We start from the raw sequence: 14,945 nt of genomic DNA on the forward strand, positions 1-14,945 counted from the left end.
AATATCGTTTTTTGTGGTACGAGGTAAATTCCGTTATTTTATCTGCAGGGGGGAAATTTGTGTATGGACTGTTCTCTCATAAATAGCGGGAATATTGATCAGCCGTATGCTTGGGAAATGGAATAAGCAGTGAGAAAACGTGAAGTAAAAATATTTCCAACAGGAATTTTAGGTATATGCTTTGTTTTAACGGGATGTAGTTTATCTGCTCCTACCTATGGGACAAATAAACCGGTTTCGATACAGTTTTTTGAAGATGTTGCTAATATTGCTTCATTAACACCAGTAAATAACAGCAGTCAGATCGTTATAAAGCCTCGCCCAGAACTTGTGATACCAAGTGCTAGCGCACGCCGATTTTTGCCGCTGCCACAACAGGATAGATCTATCAATAAAGGAGTAGCATCAAAACAGCATCAAGGAAATGCTCCTTTTCCTCACAAAGGGTCCTCAGTTAATGGCGTTAGTTCAGAAAATCCTTCACAGTTAAATGCAAAACAACGACAAGAATATTTACGTCGTCAAAGAGCACAAGTTGGAAGTCCAAAATATCGTCGCTATCTCACGGAACCGCCTTTAAGTTATCGCCAACCGGCAAAGACTGCTCCTATTGGTCGCTAGAGAAAAGAAAAAATATTAAAGAATTAAAGTATGTGAGGTGTTCTTCCTATTACTTATAATATCAAGTTCTCCTCCATTCAGAGTTTTCCCTTTGTGGCAAGGGGGGATTTTCATGAAATAGCAATATGGCAATAGCATCAAAAAGTGGTGCTGTATTTCCCTCACAAGAAAGATCTATCAAGGTTTTCAGACTCATTTCACAGTGTCGCTCATTTAGAGAAGATAACGTAAAATCCATTGTGCTTTGCCATCTATATGCTTTATGAAGAGAACAGGTTGGTATCATCATTGTATTTACAAGCCTTTAATGTTGCGATAGCCTTTGCGTTTGAATATCTTTATAAGGGATATTTTTAGTCTTTTCTAAATTGTTTTTTATCCAGATGGTACTCACACTTTGTGATGTGCAAGAAAGAGGTTTTTATTGATTCACCATAAACAGATTTGAAATGAGCGTATTCTACGATAGTTTGAACTTTATATTTTATAGATAAAACAATGAATTATTCTTCATAAATGAATGAATCAATCTAATAGAAACAATATGCAGTTTTAAAAGAGTGTTAGAGGGAAAAATCTTTGAAATAACTTTCGCTATTTAAAGGGTTAATACTCTTTTTAAAGGAATAGGATAGTTTCTAAAGAGTGAAAATTATGGATAAAGAATTGTTTTTAGCATCGCTTTTGGATAAAAAAATCTTTCAGTAATTGAGCAGCTTCTTTTTCTTTAAAACCAGAATAAATTTCAGGTTTGTGATGACAGGTTGGTTGCTGATAAAAACGTGGGCCATTTTCTATAGCTCCTCCTTTAGGATCATTTGTTGCATAATAGAGACGTCGTATGCGTGCAAATGAAATGGCAGCAGCACACATGGCACAAGGCTCAAGTGTCACATAAAGATCACAATCCGGAAGCCTTTCACTTTGTAATGTTTCACAAGCCATACGAATTACGCGTACTTCTGCATGTCCTGTAGGATCATATGCAGATTTTATCAAGTTACCAGCGCGTGCAATGATAGCTTTTCCGCGTGTAATGACAGCACCTACAGGTACCTCATCTTTTTGTGCAGCCCATTGTGCTTCTAAAAGGGCTATTTCCATGGGCGTCAAAGTCATAATATTCTTTCTAACAAAGGCATAGAGAATTTAAAGATTTTTGGATAAGTAATGTTATGGAATGAATAATTTATACGCTTTTATAATGGAAGGAATATCTCTATTTTTAAAGTGTTTAAAACAAACTTGCAAATCAATAAATACATTACTGTCTTTAAAGGATAGAAAATAAGAAATGATTATGCTACGTCCTCTTTCAGGATAAGCAGTATGGTGCATGTGAATAATTTTCTGAACATACTGACAAAGATTGGTTTGAAACGCAAATGAATGAAAATAATGAGAGTGAACGGATTGCTAAAAGGTTAGCGCGTGCTGGTGTTGCCTCACGTCGAGATGCGGAAATGATGATTGTTGCAGGTCGTGTTTCCGTGAATGGTACAGTTGTTAAAACGCCTGCTTTTAATGTGAGCCGCTCTGATGTTATTAAAGTTGATGGTAAACCTTTACCTCCTATAGAACGAACGCGTTTATGGCTTTACCACAAGCCAGCAGGGCTTGTCACCACGAACCGTGATCCTGAAGGTAGACCTACGGTATTTAGTCATTTGCCAAAAGGAATGCCGCGCGTTCTTTCCGTTGGAAGGCTTGACATTAACACGGAGGGGCTTTTGCTCTTAACCAATGATGGTGGCTTAGCGCGCGTATTAGAGCTTCCTGTAACGGGGTGGGTTCGCAAATATCGTGTTCGTGCTCATGGAAGAGTAAAGCAGAGTGCACTGGATAACCTTAAAAATGGTATTGCGATTAATGGTATTTTTTATGGTTCGATTGAAGCCTCAATTGAACGCGAACAAGGATCTAACATATGGCTTTCTGTTGCTTTGCGAGAAGGAAAAAATCGTGAAATAAAGAATGTTTTAGGGGCATTGGGATTATCGGTTAATCGTTTAATACGTGTATCTTATGGTCCATTTCATCTCTCTGATTTAAAAGAAGGAGCCGTGCAAGAATTAAAAGGTCGGATGTTACGAGATCAGTTGGGAGAGCGTTTGATTATGCAAGTCAATGCAGATTTTGATGCTCCTATTTTGAAACCCTTTTCAAATTCTCCAGTTATTGCGGAAAAGAAAAGCCAGAAGGATGTATCTGTTGCAAATGATGGTTGGGTTTTCTCAAGCGAAACGGCAATACGGCGTAGAGCGAAAGATGGGGCTGTTGAGCATGATCGCGCACGATTAAGAGCAAAGTCTCATGAGAATGTGAATAAGGGGAAAAGTGAAGAAGGAAAAGCAGAGCGTTTTCTACCACGTTCTCGTCGTGCGAATGTTTGGATGGCTCCTGGTGCACGTCCGCAGAGTGCGAGGAGGAAGCTTTCCTATAATGAGGAGAAATCGCATGATCATAAGGGCGATACGGCTGATAAAAAATCCTTTTATGGGAGCAAGGAAAAACGACAAGACAATCACTTTCAGAAAGGGAAGAAGGGAAGTTTTGTTCAAAAACGTGGCAAAGCACCTTATGAAGAGACGCATACCTTTGGTAAGAAAGATCGCTTTTTAAAGGATAAAGAGACAATGATAAAAGGGGGTCGTGATGAGCGTTCTTTTGAGAGAAAGGACAAGATAAAATCGTTTAGTGGTGCTATGAAAAAATCTAAACCACATCGTGATGGTGCAAAAACTTCGAAGCGATTTGGAGGTCCACGTGCGGATCATCGGCGGTAAATTTGCTGGGCGTGTTTTGTTTTCTCCTATTGATCAGTCGATTCGTCCGACGAGTGATCGTACGCGTGAAAGCCTTTTTAATATTCTTTCTAGCCGTGAAGAACAGTTTTGGACCAATAAACGCATCCTTGATCTGTTTGCTGGTACTGGTGCTTTAGGCATCGAAGCACTTTCACGTGGCGCAAAGGCGGCTGTTTTTGTTGAAAACTCGGTTGAGGGGCGTGGATTGCTTCAAAAAAATATCGAAGCCTTTGAATTACAGTCTATTGGGAGGATTTTGCGTCGTGATGCAACCAAACTTGGCAATATTGGAACAATGCTTCCATTTGATGTTATCTGTGCTGATCCTCCCTATAGCCGTTGTTTAGGTGAACGTGCTTTTGTAGAAGCTTTACGAGGGGGGTGGGCAAAAGCGGATACACTCTTCGTACTTGAAGAAAAGAAAGATACAATCATTCATTTACCTGACGTGTTTTATCTCGATGATGAGCGTTTTTATGGTGAGACAGCAATACGCCTTTATAAATTACGATCGCTGACATCTTGAGAAAGCTCTTTTTTATCCGGTAGGAGGAAAAAACGCTTCTTTACAGTTTCCTTTATTTTATATGGTTTCTTTAAAGGTTAAGAAGAAAATCAATAAAAGATTCTCATGTTAAAAAAAATTGATGCATTTTAATTTTATTATGCTTTTTGTCCCAATTCCTCTATTTTTTGAAGCTTTTTTATAACTCCAAGAGTAAATCTTTTACATTATAATAGAGAGAGAGGTTCTCTAATCTTCTATTCAGTCAAAAATTGCTTTGAGGTAGATACTATTACACCCGAATGGGCAATATGTGTTGCTGCTAATTTTTGTAAGTTATGTGCTGATTTGTTAATTTCAGCGACATTAAAAGCGAAACAGATTGCCAAAGCTTTCGTATATTATGAGCTTTACTACCGCTGAATGTTTCTTCTCGAATAGGATATATATTTCACGACAACAGTTATGATACCCTTTTGTCTCATTTCTTTCGGTAGAACATTAATCATAAACATTTTATCAACAGTGGACAACTTTAATTTATGTAGTCTACATTTATATCTTAAATGGTGTGTAAATTCTATCTTTGTTATTGTATGAAATTAAAAAACAGATATTTTTATTTAAGGTAGACAATAATATTCATTTACAGTGAAAATTTATTTATGTGTTTATTTTGTAATATCGCTTGTTGATTTAATCATTACCTATTAAATACACTTGAGAATATTAAATATCTTATCGTTGTGCAGCTTTAAGGGTAATTGATATATTACTTCTTGTCACTAAAGATAAGTGATTTTGTAAAAAGGGGAGATTATCATGTTTAAATGGACACACAGCGAAGAAATTAGTACAGAAGCAAGTGCAGAGCAGATTTGGTCTATGTGGGAAGACGTAGCAACATGGCCTTGCTGGGATCATGAACTTGAGTGGGTAGAACTTTCTGGTGCTTTCAAAGAAGGCACTGTAGGGCGCATGAAACCTAAAAAAGGACCGAAAGTAACTTTTATGCTTGATAAAGTGATAAAAAACGTTTGTTTTTCTGATTATGCCAAACTTCCTTTTACACGTATGCGTTTTGATCATGAATATATTTGTTCAAAAGAATCTGCTTCTTCAAATAATAAAATTCGTCATACTGTAACGATGTCTGGTTTACTTTCTCCTTTCTTTGGAATAATTATTGGATCGAAAATTAAATTACATCTTCGCGATGCAATGATTGAAATGAGCAGACGTGCTCTTATTGGAAATAAAACTATCTGATGTGTATTCATAAAGAAGTTGATCTTTTAAAAAGCTGCAGAAACTAAACTCATATTAGAAAAAATCAGTTGTGAATATATGACAAGTCGATGAACTACGGAATATTTTTAGTTAGTCATTGAAATTGTACCAAATCATCTTACGAGCTTAATTTTTTTCTAAGGATCTTATAAATTTATTGAATTTTATTTTTATATAAAAACTTATAAGGTGCTTTATGGATAGATTTTTAATGGAAAGAATTTTATGACATTCAGCTCTTTTATGCAAATAACAAAACAGTAAATTATTTTTGTAAATCAAATATTTGATTGAAAAACTATAAGAGCATTTTTTTGATCACTTTTCTAGAGAGTATAGCTCTAAAAGATTCTAGAAGATAAAATAAGCATACACTTTATTCCCGTAAAAATAAATCATGTATCTATATGTTTGGTTCAAATGTTTTAAAAACTGAATTTTTAAAATATTAATAGATATCCCCGCTTCGACAAATTTTTTATATCTGTTAAGACAATTATAAGCGATAAATTTGCCAAAACTAATTGAGCGAATGTGCTTATTGCAAACTTAATTAAGGCATAGATACAATGTTGAGTTTCGTACAAAACTTTTATTGATTATCACTTTCTGACAATATCACGCTTCTTCATTTTTTAATGGAGGGATGAGAAGGAGAATACTAAATCAAAATCTATCCCGTGTCTAGAGATTTTTGTTTCAAGGAAAAAAGAATTTCGTCAAATTATGCTTGGCTCAATAACAAAGTAAACAATCAAGGATGATGAAGAAGAAAAGATGAATGGCTTTCTACTAGACGCACTAAACCTGAGAAAAAATGTTACGATTATAACTTATTTTTACAATTATAAAAAAGGCGTTTTCTATGACATTACTGATTATGGAGATAAAGAAGGTTATGATAATTCATTTTGTTGAAATCATTAAATGAAAGGAAATATTTTCTACGCTGTTGATGTTTTATTTCATTGACACGATTGCTTTTCTCTTATGAGAGAGCTTGTAGAAGTAAGAAGTGTTCAAAAAGAGAAGTCGTTTTCTTGGTTTTTGCTTGAGAATTAAAGAATGCTATAGGAATGAGGGACGTTATTTGACACTCCAGAGGACAAAAGGTGTGTGGTTTAGGTCGTTTTATGCTTTTTGAATTTTTGAGGATTTTTGCTTAAATCCAAGTGTTATCGCTAAGCCTTCTATTGATCTGATTGCAGGGCTGATTTGGCTTTTAAAATGATAAGAGCTCATGAGAAATCTTGAAACTAAAGAGATTTTACGACATATTGCGTCTTTTCATAAAGAAGCTAAAAGGGAAGTAACTTGGTGCATTAAAAGAAAAAGAATGCATGAGATATACGTAATCCTATGAATAAACAGATAAGAGTTATATTCTGATTTGTATAAATTTTTCAGAGTGCTTATCAATATAAATAATAAAATATTTTAGGGAGTCTATAATGACTGACAAGAACCAGATTGAGAAAGCGGTTTCGTTGGTTGAAGCGGCAAGGCGTTCTGGGGCGGATGCTGCTGATGCGGTTATTGTTCATACACATTCCACCAGCGTATCTGTTCGTTTTGGAAAAGTCGAATCGACAGAAGCAGCCGAGAGCAATGATTTTACTCTAAGGGTTTTTGTTGGAAAGAAAGTGGCAAGTGTTTCTGCTAATTTAGCGTCTTATCCACAAGAACTCGCAGAACGTGCTGTTGCAATGGCTAAAGCTTCTCCCGATAGTTTATTTGAAGGTTTGGCAGATAAAGAGTGTTTGGTTAAACATCCTAAAGATCTTGATCTTTTTGATGATTTTGTACCAAGCAGCCATTTTTTAACAGAAGATGCTTTAAAAATAGAAGCAGCAGCTCTTGATGTTAAAGGCATAAGCAATTCTGGTGGCGCTGCAACAGCTTATGGCCGTAGTGGGTTTATTCTTGTGACCAGCGATGGTTTTTGTGGAGCCTATCGCTCCAGTTGCTTTTCGCGTTCTTGCAGCGCTCTTGCGGGTGAAGGGACACAGATGGAGCGGGATTATGATTATACAACAGCCTTACATTTTTCTGATTTAGAGGCCGCAGAAACTGTAGGAAAGAATGCAGGTCTTGGTGCTGTTCGACGTTTGGGGGCAGTTCGTGCGGCGACAGGAGGTATTGATGTTATTTTTAATCCGCGTACGGCACGCACAATTGCAGGGCATATCGCATCGATGGTCAATGGAGCTTCTGTGGTTCGTAAAACGAGTCTTTTACAGAATCTCTTAGGCAAGGCAGTGATGAAGCCGGATGTTAATGTAACCGATCACCCTTTGCGATTACGCGGAAATGCTTCTCATCCTTTTGATGGAGAAGGGGTAGAGGGGCAACCACTCAATATTATTGAAAATGGTATTTTAAAAAATTGGTTTCTTTCGTCATCTACAGCACGTGAATTGGGGCTTAAAACAAATGGGCGTGGTGTGCGTTCGGGGTCATTAGTGCAGCCGACAAGTACAAATTTTGCTATTGAACCGGGTTTAATATCGCCTTGCGATATGATAAAAAATTTACGAAGTGGATTTTATGTGACAGAATTATTCGGCCATGGCATCGATTTCATTACGGGTCAATATAGTCGGGGTGCTTCGGGTTTTTGGATTGAAAATGGTGAAATTTCTTATCCGGTGAGTGAAGTAACGCTAGGTTCTGATTTGCTTCATATGTTAGCACATTTAACACCTGCCAATGATATTGATCGGCGTTATGGAACAGCGGCTCCAACATTATTAATTGAAGGGATGACACTTGCAGGAACATAACACGCATCATTTTTCTGATTTAAATCTTTTGCGTAACGTTTGTCGCGAGGCAGGAGATTTAGCAATGCGGTATTTTGGAGGCACGTTGGATGTTTGGATGAAAGAGGGGAATTCACCGGTGAGTGAGGCAGATTTTGCTGTTGATCATTTTTTGAAAGAGAAGCTTCTTGGGGCGCGTCCAAATTATGGGTGGATTTCAGAAGAAACAAAAGATAATCGAGAACAACGAGATTATGAACGCTCCTTTGTGGTTGATCCTATTGATGGAACACGAGGTTTTCTTTCTGGCAGTCCTTATTGGTGTATTTCGGTTGCCATTATTGAGCATGGGCGCCCTATTGTGGGCGTTTTACAGTGTCCAGCTCAAGGAGATGTTTATGCAGCGGTCACGGGTGGAGGGGCAACATTAAATGGGATAAAACTTCCTCGTTTAGCCTTTCAGGTTCATCGAAAATATAAAATCTCGCTTGATAAATCGCTCGCACAAAAATTACCAGATGATTTTCGCAATCGCGTCAGTCTTTACCATTATCTTCCTTCTCTTGCTTATCGTCTTGTTCTTGTTGCTCAAGATGAGATCGATATCGTATTAGTTCGTCCGAATTGTCATGAATGGGATATTGCCGCGGCTGATCTTATTTTGCAGGAGTGTGGAGGGTGCTTTTTATCGCTTGATGCCCCTTTACTATCTTACGGAACTGAACCTTATCAATATGGACTTTTAATTGCTGGTAAAAATAATTGCTGTCAAGATATGATCGATATTGTTCATCAAGCAAAGTTAGTTTAATCACATAAAAGCGTGCTAGAATTATCTGAGGATATGGAGACACATATGACTGAAAACAACGAAAAAAAACAATATTTACATCTTGTATTTGGCGGTGAATTAAAAAATCTTAAGAGCAATCAATTTAAGAATCCTGATGATTTAGATGTAGTTGGTATTTTTTCAAATTATCAATCCGCTCAAGAAGCATGGCAGGCAAAAGCACAAAGCAGTGTCGATAATGCATTACAACGTTATTACATCGTGGATTTGCATCAATTTCTTGATGCTGAAACAGATGATGCAGAGTAAAGCTTGAATATTTGGTCATTATATCCGCTACCTCACGCTTGTTTATCGTGCTCTCTCATAAGCGTGTTCTTTTAAAGAATAGAACGCCATAGAACAAAATGCTATTGTTGTTATAAATTCATAGACGTTCTTAAGAAAATATTTCTCAAGATATCCAATTCATTTCATAATGGTGTTCGCGCAAGATCAAGCCATTATTGCATCATCATCTTTACACTTAAAATATTAATAAAAATGCAGGCTTACATTATTATGCACTGTTGCTAGCCCAAGGTATGAGGATAAACTTTAGCGCTTGAGATAGAGCATAAGAGGCATTTTTACTCCTTTTTTCAGTATTTTTTTATATACCTCCTATCCACCAGTTGTGCGTAAGCAAAAAGTTTTGATTGCTTCAACATGAGAAAGTTTTATGCTATGCAAGGGCAAGTTACGCAATGGGAAATAATTATACATCAATATATTGCCTCATTATGCGAATATAGTGTGATCAAGTTTCTGAATTTTATGTCAGAGTGAGTAAAAAAGTTCAAAAAGACGGTATATTTTTAAGCACCTTTGGTAAAATAAGGAGCATTTACTAGCGACAGGTGGTTTGCGCAAGTGTTTGTTGTGAAAGCAAAGGGGTATGCCCTTTTATTTATAAGATAAATTTAGATGACAATTGCAAAGGCACGAAGGAACTTATAATTCATTTATTATTATCGTTTTTTTTCATAAGGAGTATTTTCTTTGTTCTCAAAGTGAGGAAGTTGTTCCTCTATTTTTCTTGGTTGTGCAAAAATAAATATGGAGTTTACAAAACAGTGTGAGCATAACGTGATTGTGATTGGAATGGAATAATGTCTAGTATATCACGTTCATAAAAAAATTCAGTATTATTAACATTTGAAATACCTTTAAATCTGAAAAAATATGGCTATGAATTTGGATATTGCATATGAAATAGTAGAGAAAGCTGTAACAGAGCCATTGTATAGTCAATGATCTATTTCTATTATTCTATTGTATCTATGCTATTTTTATAGGAAAGTTTAAAAAGATAGGGGTAAAATTATATTTCTTTTTCTTTAGTGCCTTCAATTTTCCCATGGGAGAAATATTCTTTATCCAAAATACGAGTGGTATTAAAAAAAATCTGGATACAACCAATAGTATTGATAAATTTCTTAACGAAATAAGCCTATAGATATCTCAAAACAGCTAATGAGGTGATTTTAAATGGTAGAATTAAAGGCACATGCGGCTCTTTTAACCTATCGGATGATTGGCTTTTTCTTATATCCTGTTATCCCTTTTTACTTGTTTTTTCGTGCTATCCGTGGAAAAGAAGAGTGGTGTCGCAAAAAAGAGCGTTTAGGTAAAAGCTCCCTTCGACGTCCGCAAGGTTCGTTAGTTTGGTTGCATGCAGCAAGTGTTGGAGAAACACTTGCGCTTGTTCCTCTTATAAATCATATTTTATCATTAAAAATCAATGTTTTATTGACAACAGGGACGGTGACCTCTTCCTCTCTTGTGAAAAAACATTTTGGTCATCGGTTGATTCATCAATATGCTCCTTTGGATTTGGATTTTGTTGTGCGGCGTTTTATTCGTCGTTGGAAGCCTGATCTCGTTTTGATTTGTGAATCGGAAATTTGGCCTCTTCGTATTAAAGAACTTGCTAAAATGGATATTCCACAGATTTTGGTTAATGCTCATATGTCTGAACGTTCTTTTAAAGCTTGGAAAAAACGGCACATTCTTGCTAAACATATTTTTAAGGATATTGATTTGGCGATTAGTCAAAACGAAAGAGATGTTATTTATTATCATACACTTGGCGTAAAATCTGTAACGTTTTCTGGTAATCTCAAGGCTGATGTTTTTTTGGTTGAAGATCAAGCATTGCTTGCACGTTATCGTAATGCTATTGGCAATCGCCCAGTTTGGGCCGCTGTTTCAACGCATGAAGGGGAAGAGGAGATTGCTTTTGAGGTTCATAAGATTGTTAAAAATTATTTGCCAGATTTATTAACAATTATTGTGCCTCGACATCCTGAACGTTTAGAAGATCTTATCAAAAAATGTGACAATCAGAGTTTACGTTTTATTCGGAGAAGCAGAAATACTCTTCCAGATATGAATACCGACATTTTATGGGGCGATACGATTGGAGAAATGGGACTTTTTCTTCGTTTATCCAAAGTTTCTTTCGTTGGTAAGTCGTTATGTGGAAAGGGAGGACATAATCCATTAGAATTGGCATTACTCGGCTCTGCTATTTTAACGGGGCCTCATGTTTCAAATTTTCAAGAGATGTTTGAACAATTTTTAATGCGTGATGCAGCATATATGGTTCAAGATACAAAACAGCTTGCGATTCAGGTGTATAAACTTTTAACCAATGAAACACTGCGACAAGAAATGGTTGCTAAGGCCCATGAGGTTGCAACAGATATGGCAGGAGCACTTGAGCGCACGTTAAAGATTTTAGACCCGTTTTTACAACCCCTTGTCATACAAACAGGTTTACATCAGCGTCAGGGTGGATATGCATATTAGTGCCCCTCATTTTTGGTGGAAAAATAAAAGCTTTTTACGTTTTTTATTAGCTCCAATTTCATGGGGGTATGGCTATTTTTCATGTCGTTTTATGGCAAGACAGCCTCCCGTAATTGATCTTCCGGTTTTATGTATTGGGAATTTTACATGCGGTGGTACGGGTAAAACGCCGGTTGTTATTGCTTTTGCCAAAGTGGCGAAAGAACTTGGTTTCATTCCTGGTGTTGTATCACGGGGTTATGGTGGAGCAGTTAAAGGAGTGCATCTTGTAAATGAAAAATATGACACCGCGCGCGATGTTGGAGATGAGGCTCTTTTACTGGCACAGCATGCTTTTGTTGCTGTATCGGCTAATCGTTATGCAGCAGCACAACGGCTGAAAAAAGAGGGATGTAATCTTATTCTAATGGATGATGGCTTTCAAAGCCGCCGCCTTTATATGGATTATACGCTACTTGTTGTTGATGCGATGCGTGGTTTTGGCAATGGAGCTGTCTTTCCAGCAGGACCTTTGCGTGTACCATTAAAAACGCAATTTTCTTTTATGGATAGTGTTTTATTGATTGGTCACTCAGATGTGTGTGATAATGTTTCTTTTCTTATTGCGCGTACTGGAAAGCCTTTGCATCGTGCTCATCTTAAGGCAAGGGCCTCTGATGAGGTTGCAGGCAAATCATTTTTAGCATTTGCGGGTATTGGTAATCCAGACAAATTTTTTCAATCCATTAAAGAATTGTCTGGTCATGTGGTGCAAACTTATACCTATCCAGATCACTATTTTTTTACCGATAAAAATTTAATAAGCCTTGTACAAAAGGCTCAAATGTACAATTTATGGTTAGCAACAACAGCTAAAGATTATATTCGTATACAGACAATTCATGAGCGAAAAGATTTGAAAAATCTTATTGTTTTTGATGTGGATGTCGATTTTGTTCAAAAAGATTTCTGTCATATGCTCCTTGAGGAGGTTATAACCCGCTTTAGAAAACGTTCCTGTGAATTTTCTTGTGCGAAAGGCAAAGGTTAAATTTATAGCTTTTAAGGGGCTATTCTTCTTGTGTTTTTAACAATTGTTTGAGATATGGATTGCATTCAAGTTCGCGATGATAGGAGATTTCACAACTAGCATAGGCTTCTTGGCGATGATGATTCCAATATTTTAAATCATCTATAGGGATTTTTTGTCCGCTAACGGCACAAATGGTATAGGTTCCATATTCCACAATGTCATATCCGTTATTAGAATAACGAACTTTTGCTTCGCGTTCATCATTAGAAAACATTTTCTACATTTCCTTTTTACTTGACATTATTATTCAAAAAAATGCCATAAGATATATTATACAGTCCAGAATTAATTTAAAAATATTTTTCTGGTCTAAAAGAGTTAAACGTTTATTTTCTGCCAAAAAGCCGTTCTATATCTGTTAATTTAAGTTCAATATAAGTAGGGCGTCCATGATTACATGTACTTGTATTGGGCGTTGCTTCCATTTGTCGTAACAGAGTGTTCATTTCTTCGGGTCGTAAAAGGCGCCCTGATCGTATAGAGCCGTGACAAGCCATTGTTGCTGCAACATAATCAAGCATTTCTTTTAAATTATTTGTTGTATCATGCTCAGCAGCTTCATCGGCGAGATCTTTAATAAGGGCTTGCACGTTGATCTCTCCTAACATGGAAGGCGTCTCGCGTACAAGAATTGCACCAGGTCCAAATGGTTCTATGCTCAATCCAAATTTTTGCAAAGCATCTTTGTGTGTTAAAAGGCATGTTGCGTCTTCTTCAGAGAGTTCTACAATTTCAGGAATGAGTAACAATTGTGAAGGAAGTGGTTTGGCATAAAGTGCATTTTTGAGTGCTTCATAAACCAATCGTTCGTGCGCAGCATGCTGATCGACAATGATCAAACTATCTTGAGTTTGGGCGATAATATAGTTTTTATGAATTTGTGCTCTGGCCGCACCTAGAGGATAAGATAACTCTTCTGATGAAGGTGTAGTGCTTGGAATATATGCATCTCCACTTGGTGTATTTAAGCCTTCCATAATAGGCGTGGCATCTTCTTTCAAACCAAAAGAGTTGGTACTATCCAACGGTTTGTGAACCATTGAAGCGGTGGCAAAATGATGAGATTGCGGACTGTAAGAAGAGAATTGGTGAGCATTTTTAAAATTACCCAAAGATTGTTGTGTCAATGGTTTTTGTGTTTGAAATGCAGCGAGCATTGCTTCAGAACGGGTTGAAGTAGGGCGAATACCAGATTGCTGCAATGCTTCACGAATTGCTCCAACGATTAAACCACGAATTAATCCTGGATCACGGAATCGTACATCAGCTTTGGCAGGGTGAACATTAACATCGACTTCAGCAGGAGGAAGATCAATAAAAAGAATAGCGACAGGATAACGATCCCGTGTCATGACATCAGCATAAGCGCCTCGGATTGCACCCCATAGAAATTTATCACGAACAGGACGCCCATTAACATAAGCAAATTGATGAAGGCTGTTATTTCGGTTAAAAGATGGCAAACAAGCAAACCCCGTTAAGCGTACGCATTCGCGTTCAGCATCCAATGCAATGCTGTTAGGGGCGAATTCTTTTCCCATAATTTGGGTAATACGTTGTAATTGTCCTTGCGTATTATTTTCTGTCGCAGACAGTTCCATAGATGTTCTGTCTAGTCCTGAAAGAGAAAAGCGGATATGTGGAAATGCAATAGCAATTCGTTTAATCATATCACTAATAGCATTTGTTTCAGCCCGATCAGTTTTCATAAATTTTAATCGTGCTGGTGTGACAAAGAAAAGGTCACGAACTTCAACAATTGTTCCCAAATTTGCAGCAGCGGGCTTGGGACCTACAATTTTTCCTGCAGTTACGGAAATTTCAGCAGCATTCTCAGCCTCTTTTGTTCGTGAAATGAGTTTGAGTTTGGCAACAGAACCAATAGAAGGGAGAGCTTCTCCTCTAAACCCAAGGAAGCATATATTGTGTACATCATCGGTGATCTTTGAGGTACAATGGCGAGAAACGGCTAAGGTTAACTGATCTGCCGGAATCCCACAACCATTATCACTTACCTTTATAAAATTTTTTCCACCATTCGCTGTAATAATTTCAATGCGCGTTGCACCAGCATCAATAGCATTTTCAACAAGTTCTTTGACAACATTTGCTGGCCGTTCAATAACTTCACCAGCGGCGATTTGATTAATAATATTTTCGCTAAGATGGCGTATAATCATCATAAATTCTAACAGGGTTCTTAAGGGGTTTATGGAAAATTATGATAACATTATTTGTGCAA

The 14,945-nt window shown here is 37.0% G+C and carries 12 protein-coding genes; 9 read left to right on the plus strand and 3 right to left on the minus strand.

Going from position 1 to position 14,945, the window contains the following annotated elements; genetic code table 11:
- Nucleotides 1-129: 129 nt before the first annotated feature.
- Nucleotides 130-621, plus strand: coding sequence for a hypothetical protein (locus D1093_RS02610; protein ID WP_120100496.1), 492 nt, complete (start codon nt 130-132; stop codon nt 619-621).
- 672 nt (nt 622-1,293) lie between these two features.
- Here D1093_RS02610 and D1093_RS02615 read toward each other — a convergent pair.
- Nucleotides 1,294-1,740, minus strand: coding sequence for a nucleoside deaminase (locus tag D1093_RS02615; protein ID WP_120100498.1), 447 nt, complete (start codon nt 1,738-1,740; stop codon nt 1,294-1,296).
- A gap of 266 nt (nt 1,741-2,006) precedes the next feature.
- Here D1093_RS02615 and D1093_RS02620 point away from each other — a divergent pair, with 266 nt between their 5' ends.
- The 8 genes from D1093_RS02620 (at nt 2,007) to lpxK (ending at nt 12,661) form a co-directional block, all read left to right on the plus strand.
- On the plus strand, nt 2,007-3,407 hold the full coding sequence (locus D1093_RS02620; RefSeq protein ID WP_120100500.1) for a pseudouridine synthase: 1,401 nt from the start codon (nt 2,007-2,009) through the stop codon (nt 3,405-3,407).
- Nucleotides 3,388-3,954 (plus strand): 16S rRNA (guanine(966)-N(2))-methyltransferase RsmD, encoded by a 567-nt coding sequence (gene rsmD, locus D1093_RS02625; protein WP_120100502.1) that lies wholly within the window; start codon nt 3,388-3,390, stop codon nt 3,952-3,954. The genes D1093_RS02620 and rsmD overlap by 20 nt, the downstream gene beginning before the upstream one ends.
- Nucleotides 3,955-4,755: 801 nt before the next feature.
- Complete coding sequence (locus D1093_RS02635) at nt 4,756-5,202, plus strand: SRPBCC family protein (RefSeq protein WP_012230724.1); 447 nt, start codon at nt 4,756-4,758, stop codon at nt 5,200-5,202.
- A 1,472-nt stretch (nt 5,203-6,674) separates the two neighbouring features.
- Nucleotides 6,675-8,006: a TldD/PmbA family protein gene (locus tag D1093_RS02640; protein WP_120100503.1), complete on the plus strand. Its 1,332-nt coding sequence runs from the start codon at nt 6,675-6,677 to the stop codon at nt 8,004-8,006.
- On the plus strand, nt 7,993-8,796 hold the full coding sequence (locus D1093_RS02645) for a 3'(2'),5'-bisphosphate nucleotidase CysQ (RefSeq protein WP_120100505.1): 804 nt from the start codon (nt 7,993-7,995) through the stop codon (nt 8,794-8,796). The genes D1093_RS02640 and D1093_RS02645 overlap by 14 nt, the downstream gene beginning before the upstream one ends.
- A gap of 45 nt (nt 8,797-8,841) precedes the next feature.
- A complete protein-coding gene (locus D1093_RS02650) occupies nt 8,842-9,087 on the plus strand; it encodes a DUF4170 domain-containing protein (protein ID WP_120100507.1) in 246 nt (81 codons plus the stop codon).
- A 1,221-nt stretch (nt 9,088-10,308) separates the two neighbouring features.
- A complete protein-coding gene (gene waaA / locus D1093_RS02655; RefSeq protein WP_120100509.1) occupies nt 10,309-11,631 on the plus strand; it encodes a lipid IV(A) 3-deoxy-D-manno-octulosonic acid transferase in 1,323 nt (440 codons plus the stop codon).
- Nucleotides 11,621-12,661 carry a tetraacyldisaccharide 4'-kinase gene (gene lpxK / locus D1093_RS02660; protein WP_120100511.1) on the plus strand — a complete coding sequence of 347 codons (1,041 nt, stop codon included), beginning with the start codon at nt 11,621-11,623 and terminating at the stop codon, nt 12,659-12,661. Before waaA ends, lpxK begins: the two co-directional genes overlap by 11 nt.
- Nucleotides 12,662-12,680: 19 nt before the next feature.
- Here lpxK and D1093_RS02665 read toward each other — a convergent pair whose 3' ends face one another.
- Nucleotides 12,681-12,917: a DUF2093 domain-containing protein gene (locus tag D1093_RS02665; RefSeq protein WP_120100513.1), complete on the minus strand. Its 237-nt coding sequence runs from the start codon at nt 12,915-12,917 to the stop codon at nt 12,681-12,683.
- A 112-nt stretch (nt 12,918-13,029) separates the two neighbouring features.
- Complete coding sequence (gene mutL, locus D1093_RS02670) at nt 13,030-14,883, minus strand: DNA mismatch repair endonuclease MutL (protein WP_120100514.1); 1,854 nt, start codon at nt 14,881-14,883, stop codon at nt 13,030-13,032.
- Nucleotides 14,884-14,945: the final 62 nt, after the last annotated feature.

This window comes from Bartonella kosoyi (assembly GCF_003606325.2).
GTDB classification, from domain to species: domain Bacteria; phylum Pseudomonadota; class Alphaproteobacteria; order Rhizobiales; family Rhizobiaceae; genus Bartonella; species Bartonella kosoyi.

What these genes read in the sequence shown, in the direction of transcription:
- D1093_RS02615 (WP_120100498.1), bottom strand. Translation starts at nt 1,740, where the DNA reads ATGACTTTGACGCCCATGGAAATAGCCCTTTTAGAAGCACAATGGGCT.
- D1093_RS02620 (WP_120100500.1), top strand. Translation starts at nt 2,007, where the DNA reads ATGAATGAAAATAATGAGAGTGAACGGATTGCTAAAAGGTTAGCGCGT.
- D1093_RS02635 (WP_012230724.1), top strand. Translation starts at nt 4,756, where the DNA reads ATGTTTAAATGGACACACAGCGAAGAAATTAGTACAGAAGCAAGTGCA.
- D1093_RS02640 (WP_120100503.1), top strand. Translation starts at nt 6,675, where the DNA reads ATGACTGACAAGAACCAGATTGAGAAAGCGGTTTCGTTGGTTGAAGCG.
- D1093_RS02650 (WP_120100507.1), top strand. Translation starts at nt 8,842, where the DNA reads ATGACTGAAAACAACGAAAAAAAACAATATTTACATCTTGTATTTGGC.
- waaA (WP_120100509.1), top strand. Translation starts at nt 10,309, where the DNA reads ATGGTAGAATTAAAGGCACATGCGGCTCTTTTAACCTATCGGATGATT.
- lpxK (WP_120100511.1), top strand. Translation starts at nt 11,621, where the DNA reads ATGCATATTAGTGCCCCTCATTTTTGGTGGAAAAATAAAAGCTTTTTA.
- D1093_RS02665 (WP_120100513.1), bottom strand. Translation starts at nt 12,917, where the DNA reads ATGTTTTCTAATGATGAACGCGAAGCAAAAGTTCGTTATTCTAATAAC.
- mutL (WP_120100514.1), bottom strand. Translation starts at nt 14,883, where the DNA reads ATGATTATACGCCATCTTAGCGAAAATATTATTAATCAAATCGCCGCT.